General features: G+C 56.1%; 3 protein-coding genes and 1 pseudogene. All 4 read right to left on the bottom strand.

What is annotated here, in order from left to right:
• Window positions 1-995, bottom strand: a 995-nt coding sequence (locus tag ABX962_RS29925) for a hypothetical protein (protein ID WP_372725030.1), incomplete at its 3' end; no start/stop codon positions are given.
• A complete protein-coding gene (locus tag ABX962_RS29920; protein ID WP_372725028.1) occupies window positions 992-2,812 on the bottom strand; it encodes a hypothetical protein in 1,821 nt (606 codons plus the stop codon). The genes ABX962_RS29920 and ABX962_RS29925, both read right to left, overlap by 4 nt.
• Before the next feature lie 13 nt (window positions 2,813-2,825).
• Window positions 2,826-4,493, bottom strand: coding sequence for a general secretion pathway protein GspK (locus tag ABX962_RS29915; protein WP_372725026.1), 1,668 nt, complete (start codon window positions 4,491-4,493; stop codon window positions 2,826-2,828).
• Window positions 4,490-5,007: pseudogene (locus ABX962_RS29910) on the bottom strand (prepilin-type cleavage/methylation domain-containing protein); the annotation flags it as partial. The gene ABX962_RS29915 and the pseudogene ABX962_RS29910, both read right to left, overlap by 4 nt.

The following is a 5,007-nucleotide window of genomic DNA, read 5'->3' as shown; positions in this document are numbered from 1 at the left end:
GCCGTCCAATCGTCACGGCCTTGGACCAACGCAGTCAACACGGTCTGAGTCGAATCGTCAAACATCGGCTTGGCATCGGGCTCTTTCGGAGGCGGTGGTGGATCGCCTACTTTGACGACCAATTTCTGCTCGGTTGTGCGATTGGGGTACCCATCATCGGTCACGCGAATGTTGACGTCGAACTCTTGTTTGGTATCCGATTTCACGGTCAACGTGCCTGTGCGTTCGTCGAGTCGCACAAAGTCGGGTGCCGATTCGAGCAGTTCAAATCGCAGCTTGTGCCCTTCGGGGTCTTTGAACGTTAGCGGCGTGGTCGAGTCTTTGCCGACAATCGCATCGACCACCGACTTGCCCGTGAACTGTGGCGCCTTGTTCGGCGGTTCAAAAAAGTTTCGGTTCAAAATTGGTTCCTGATACGCAGCAACCGTCGGATCCACACGCCATGATTGTGAGGTCGGTGGTTTCGCATCTTCGGTCGCAGCCGATAACGCGATCACATCGACGCTCATCTTCACATCGAAACGGCTTGCTTCGTCGCGTGCGGGGGTGATCGCAAGCTTACTCATCCGATGCAAATAATCCTTTGCATAGAACGTATGCAAAAACTCAATCAATTTTGGCAAATCGGCACGACCATCGACGCTGTAGGAGAGTCGTTGATACAGATCGCCCACGGGCAACATACTGGTTCGATTGACACGCGGATTGCTCAGCCCGTTCTGCTCGACCGCGTCCAACAACCAGCTCTGGTAATCGCTGTGGGCGCGTTCAGGATCACCCGGCAAGGAACGCGACAAGTATTCGCCCAATTGGCGGTCGGCGTAAGCTCCGTCAAGCAAGCGGTCTTCGAGTTTCAGTTTCTCGTTGGTCAGTGCGTCAATCCGCGTGGTGCGGCTTCGCACCGCGGTTTGATATTTATTGATGCCCCACTGGATCACCAATGCGCCCACCAAACCCCCAATGGCAATCGCCAAGAATCGTTCGCGTTGATTCATGATTGCACCTCGGTGAGAGTGGTCGCAGCAGTTTCAGGGTTGGGGGTCGATTCAGAAGCGGCAGGTGTTGGTTCTAGTGCCGGCGTTTCGGACTCGGACGTTTCGGACTCGGACGTTTCTGGCTCGGACGTTTCTGGCTCGGACGTTTCTGGCTCGGGCGTTTCTGGCTCGGGCGTTTCAGACGCGGTGCTGGGCGTATCGGGTTGCACCGCGGGCGAGTCGGGTTCAGTGGCAGGTGTTTGAGTTTCAGGCGTCTGAGTCACTGCGACTTGCGGTTCCGTAGCAGGCGACTCTGCTTTGGGCGTGTCTGCTTTGGGCGATTCGGTTTCCGAGTCTGATTGCGTTACGTCTTGCGACTCATCAGCCGACGCCGTGCGTGCCTGTTCCACTCCGGCGTAGCGTTGGGCGCGTGCATGGTGCGGCGGGATCGCTATTTTCTCGGTAAACACCCATCGATAGGCATTTTTGGCGTCCTGCTCGCTGGCCCCTTCAATGGTCACGCTGTGATTTTCGTCCCGAATCGAGGACTCAAGTTTTTCAATAACGCTGGGGCTGGTCGCTGAACCACTCAAGACAACCGTGCTGACGCCGGTGCGAATATCGCTGGTGGCGACAATCGACTTGAGAATCACCTCTTCGGCAGGCGGCAATTTTTCAGCAAGCGTGCGGAGTTTGTCGAGCCAGATCGCATCGGCATCAAGGAACTGGTCAATCTTTTCGGTTTCGGCAATAAACTGCTCGGCCTCTTTGACCGGTTCTTTCATCGCCGCGTTGGCTTGATTGAGTCGGTCAATTTCGGCATCCAGATTGCCAAGTTTTCGATAACCGAGATAGCCCAGCAATATTGCTGCAGCGACCGGCACGCCGATGAGCAAGGCGGTGCGTCGGTGATCCGGTTTTTCTTCGACCCGTTCACGAGGATGCAAAAAATCGATCAAACGGTCGGCATGGGTTTCTTCACACGCCAACAATCCGACCAGCGGGGCGAGTCGACCGACATGGCTTGGCAATTGGTCATTGAGCTTTGCTTCGACATCGACCAGATCAAACGGATTGACGACTTCCACCGGCGCGTCAAGTGCTTCGCTGAGGACTTCAACGTCACTGCGGTGAACCGAGTCGCGGCCCCAGAGCACCATTTTGTCGGGTGATTTACAGCCGCACGCGAGCAAGCTGCGTTTAAGTTCATTGACGAGGGCGCGTGGCCGAGCCGATTCACCCGAGGGCATGCGGACGGTACGCACGAAAATCACCTTGCCGCCGCGAGCCACGACGATTTCGGCATCATCGGACAACAAATCGATCAACACGACATCGCCTGAACCAAGCGACAGTTTTGGGCGAGTCAGGTAAAACGCTGCAGCGGAAAGGGGCCGCAACGTAATCCGCTTGACCATCAACGACGCATCGCTGCAAATCTCTTTGACTTCGGCTAGCTTTGCCGGAGCGACGGCGGCCGCGATTGCGTTGACATTCGCCTCGCTGCGATGGGTCACCAAATAGTCAATCGTGGCGCTTTCACCGGCCGAAGCGAAACTGCGAATCGCTTGAAAGCGAACAATGTCCGGCAACTCTTCGTCCGGCACCGGCGGCAATTGCAATTCTCGCAACTCGGCTTTACCGCGTCCGATCGCCACCAAAGTCTCGGTTTTCTCGAGTCCGCGTTCGGCAATGGTTTTACGAAGCGTTTCAAAAATGCCCGAGGGCATCATCGGCACGACCGCCGCATCAGTGACGGTGATTTGGGTCGCGGTGCACTGCGCAGCAACGAAACGCAATTCGGTTTCGTCCCAATCGATGGCTAATTTTTTTGGCATGGTTTTTTTAAGGTCATTCGTTGGACAAGCCGGCAGAACGCTGGCCCAACACGGACAAATCAAAACCCCGTCCCAGATGGCTGAGGTCTTTCCAGGAGATTACTTTGGGGTTCACACTGGTCGCATCAATTATCACTTCACTACGGCTGGCGATCCCGGATTGCTCGAAATAGCCAACAATCTGAGCTCGATAGACGTCGCCTCCGCCGGTCAGCAGCGGAATCAGCGTTCTCATCTGATCCAGGGTCAAAATGCCCTCGACGAGGGGCCAAGTTGCAAATTCGCGATTGGGATCATCCGACTCGGTCGTCCGTGACTCGATGATCGCTTGCACGGTTTCTTCATCGAGCGTGGGGATGCCGTATAACAATTCCGCTGGACACTCATTCAGATTAATCCGACCTGGCAAAGAGTCGACATCTTGAGTGGTCAAAACGTCCATTAAAAGCGGCAAGTAGATCGCCATCGAGATCGGATCCTCGGCAAACGGCGACGTGTATTTTCTCTGATTGTCACCATTTCCAATCGTCACGCTCGATCCGACCAAGTCGAGCACTTGGTTCACGGTCGTTTTCGCACCGGCACTCAGATCGAGTTGCCCAAAAGCATCGGCCGTCCAAACGCCTGCGGATTGAACGTTCCCACTGTTATTATTTCCACTCGCTGCGGCTGCGGCTGCCACTGGGGATTCGCCATACATCCGGTACGCGACGATGTAACTTGCATACAGCTCGTCACCCAATGCGTCTAGCAGTTCGTCGTAGAGCGTTTCCAAGTCGTCGCTATTGACATCGACACGCGGTAAACCGTCGCGAGTCCGGTTGCCCTCGGCTCCGTTGACCGTCAAGTAGGCGGCCCAGCCAAGCGATCCGGGCGTATCAATGCTGACGCCGTATCGCTGCTGTTCATCGGCATCGAGCACCCCATTTCGATTGGCATCGGCACCGAACAACAACGTCGGAGTGACGCCGCGTACCAACAGCAGTTCTTCGACACTTTTGATCGGTCCGTTGGCGGGGGAATAAGGCGTGGGCAGCGTCGTGTAATATTCCAGCTCGGCCCCGAACGGACGCATCTCATCATCACTGTCGAGCCAATCCAAAATGGCATCGGCAACATCCTCGGTCATTCCCGGCAATGCCATCAGCAGCGACACCGCCAAGTTTTCGGCGTCCACCTCTTCGGTATCCGCGCCGGTGAGCGCCAAGGTGGGCACAATCAGATCCGAATTTTCTTCGAGCACCGTCAGCGTATTGATGTTCAGGCGAGCGGACTCGTTTTGCAATCCGAAACGAATGCCAGCCAACGTTCCGGTCTCGGACATTCCTGGTGCCACGACGGTAAAATTGGCGGGGGTGACACCGTCGATTCCATTGGAAACGGTAATCGCTTGGAACATCGATGGATTGTTGTACAGCCCGCCGTAGTCGAGTCGTGTTGTGGGCGGTTGCGAGAGCAGCAAACGAATCGTGTCGACGCCCGATTCCACGTTCACACGCGATTGCACCAAGTCGCCTGACAAGTTGGCGGAATCATCGTAGGCGACCATCAATTCGGTAAACGAATAAACCGCCATGGTCGCTACCGCCACCACGACCAGCACCAAGACGAGAAAGAAACCACGGCGAGGGGCTCGCGGACGACGCGACGGATGGCGATCGGTATTGATTTCGGAGCTCATATTCCGGTCTCCAACAACTCGTCTTCGCTTTCTTCGATCGGACGCGACAGTGGTAAACGGACGATGTGGGTAAAGATACGAGCCGGACTCTCGTCGGACAGCCCCGAATCATTCGCAGCGACAATCGTGGGGTCATTCATCGTCAAACGGACTTGAACCGCCGCAGGCAACTCTCCCATTTCATCGCTGCTCCACTGCGTCTGCCACAGCGCACCGTCCCAGTAGGAGAACTCGATGCCGACAATCTCTGGCGCCAGCAGTTCACCGGTTTGGTTCAGCGTCGCGATCGCTCCATTATCCATCGCATAGATCGTCGCCGCACGGTCCAGCGAACGACGTACGAGCCCGCCTGGGGACTCTATCACCGCGGCGTTGGGGTCTTGCAGTGCGTCCACGACACCTCCAATCGCGCCGGAGTCCTGGATAAAGTAAGTGACCGTTTTCAGATCGCTCGGGACATCGTCAAGCGTGGCGGCCGATCCGTCGATCAAAACCGAGTATTCCTCGAGACGGG

The sequence above is a fragment of the Novipirellula sp. genome, from assembly GCF_041583735.1.
Taxonomy (GTDB): domain Bacteria; phylum Planctomycetota; class Planctomycetia; order Pirellulales; family Pirellulaceae; genus Novipirellula.
Note: the sequence above shows the minus strand (reverse complement) of the source record. Positions and strands in the feature narration are given on the sequence as shown.